This window comes from Roseovarius halophilus (ex Wu et al. 2025) (assembly GCF_047086965.1).
In genome coordinates this window covers 1-2,444 of record NZ_JBKOTX010000392.1, presented here as the reverse complement: position 1 = coordinate 2,444, position 2,444 = coordinate 1, and the positions used below count along the sequence as shown (strand labels likewise).

The following is a 2,444-nucleotide window of genomic DNA, read 5'->3' as shown; positions in this document are numbered from 1 at the left end:
TTGAGTTCTACGCGCCGGACGCGCCTACCGGCCGCACAAAATGTAGCGCCCGTTCAACCCTTGATGAGCCCGGCAACCCACAGAGATCGAGAAGGGACCGTTTTTTCGTTGCCTTGACTGTCGGGACTGCTAGAATACAATCACAGTTTGAGTTGACCTAACGGAACGCCAATTCCGTTGTTCTTTGAGCCCTCGCATGGTTGCCGCCTTGCGGGGGATTCTCTTTTTCGGGTGTCGAGTCCTTCTGTCAGATTCGGACGGTCAGTAATTGACCTGCTCAAATCCGTAGGTGCCCTCGTGATCTTCCCAATCGACAAAGACGGTACGGGCCCGGATGCTCGGGCAGGTGGCCCCGAAACCCTCGTCGCCCCGGATGTCTGACGTCAGCGCCTTTGGGACAGATTTGAGGTTTTCGTAACGGAGGATTTCTTGTTCATCTTCGCCTCTTGATAGCTGCGATGAACTAGAAATCTGGGTTGGGGCACGGTTTCCTGAGACAGTTCATAGCGCTAATTTTCCATCGAAGGAGAATGGACCATGGACGACAAGAACAGCTCGACACCTGGCGCGAGGGAGGCCACGGCCCCGGCGGCGCGCGCCCACAACGCTGGCGACGGCGGGGCCGCGGTGTTTTTCAAGGAAGTTGTCACTGGCATACGATTTCAGGCGGCGCGGTTTTCGGGGTCGGCCATGGTGCCGCCGCCGCCAGCTTCATGGGGGAGCGCGTCGGCGGCTCCATGGCCTTCGCGCTCCGGGTTGAGCCAGACCGTATCAATGGGCGTCCAGTTGCGCGTGTGACGTGACCAGCGGTCTGGGCGTTCCGCACGGGCACTCTGATAGACGCGATGGCGACTTTCGAGCAGCGCCCGGTCCTCCCCGCGATGGCGTGCGTCGGGCGTGACGAAGCGGATGGCACTGTGACGATGCTCGATATTGTACCATGTCACGAACTCCTGAACCCAGGCACGCGCGGCCTCGATCGTCGCAAAGCCCCGCGGCGGCCATTCGGGGCGATACTTGCAGGTGCGGAACAGGGCCTCGGAGAATGGGTTGTCGTTGCTGACTCGGGGCCGGCTGAAGGAGGCGGTGACGCCGAGCTGCTCCATCGTCGCCTTCATGGTCGCGCCTTTCATCGGGCTGCCATTATCAGCGTGCAGGACCAGTGGGCTGGTGAGGCATTGCTCGGCCCGGACGGCACGTCTCAGCACCTGCGCGGCGAAGTCCGCGGTCTCGCGCTCATGGACCTCCCAGCCGACGATCTTCCGGCTGAAGATGTCGACGATGAGATAGAGGTAGAAGAAGCTGCCGAGGATCGGGCCGGGCAGCCAGGTAATGTCCCATGACCAGACCTCGCATGGGCCGGTTGCCGCGAAGCTGGTCGGCGGCTTGCGGCGCGCAGGCGGCTGGGAACGACCCCTGCGGTGGTTCTGGCCACGTTCCTGCAGAACCCTGTAAAAGCTTGCTTCCGAGGCGATATAGATATTCTGGTCGGCCAGCCGAGGCACGATCTGGCTTGGCGGAAGACTGGCGAATTCCGGATCATTGCAGGTGGCCACGATCCGGTCGCGTTCCTCATCGTCCAGCTTGTTGAAAGGCGCGGGGCGCTCCGCTGTCGGGCGGCCATCCTCGCAGACCGCGCCGTCTGTGTCCCGCCAGCGCCGCAGCGTGCGTGGATGAAGCCCGAACTCGGCGCACGCGGTGATCGGCCGCGCGCCGGCAGCCAGCGCCTCGTCAATGAGGGCAATGATTTGCCGGCGATCTTGAGCAGGCGTCATACGTCCTCGCCTCCCTCTGGGCCCCAGATCGCGGCCGCCTTTTTTCGCAGGACCATCAGAGCAGCGGCTTCCGCCAGCGCCTTCTCCTTGCGGGCCAGTTCACGCTCCAACGCCTGGATGCGTTTCTTGTCGTCCTTCGTTTCACGCGTGATCCGCTGGGTCGCCGTGCGCTCCCAGTCGTTGGCTCGCCCACAGGCCTGCCGCCAGACCTCGATCTGCTCCGGATACAGGCCGCGTTGGCGACAGTAGGCGCTCAGATCCGTTTCGTTCATCGCGGCCGTTTCGATCACCGCCGAGAGTTTGTCTTCCGAGGTCCAGCCATCAGGGCCGGCCTGCGCATCAGGCAGAAACTGCCCCTGCGCGCGCGCCTCGGCACGCCACTTGCCAAGCGTCCCAACGCTGATCCCTTCTTCCTTCGAAAGACGGCTCAACGACGCATTATTCGGAGGCAGCATCTTCGCGACAACCGCGGCCCTTCGTTCCGGTGAATATGCCAAGTCTTCATCCTGTCCCGCCCGCCTCAGATCATAATTCCAAAATTACCAGCAGTGACAACTACCCTGACAGAGGGGGGCCGTGGCCGGTGGTGCGAAGCGCTTTTCGGCGAAACGGAAACTAGCGATTGTACAACGTCTGCTGCGCGGGGAGAGCCTCGAAGCGGTCTCTCGG

General features: G+C 62.5%; 1 protein-coding gene. It reads right to left on the bottom strand.

Annotated elements, in window-relative coordinates:
* Window positions 1-662: 662 nt before the first annotated feature.
* Window positions 663-2,230, bottom strand: a protein-coding gene (locus ACH107_RS31995) for an IS3 family transposase (protein ID WP_412509658.1) whose coding sequence is annotated in 2 segments (ribosomal slippage) — window positions 663-1,810 and window positions 1,810-2,230 — 1,569 coding nt in all. Because the reading frame shifts where the segments join, the coding sequence is not laid out codon by codon here.
* Window positions 2,231-2,444: the final 214 nt, after the last annotated feature.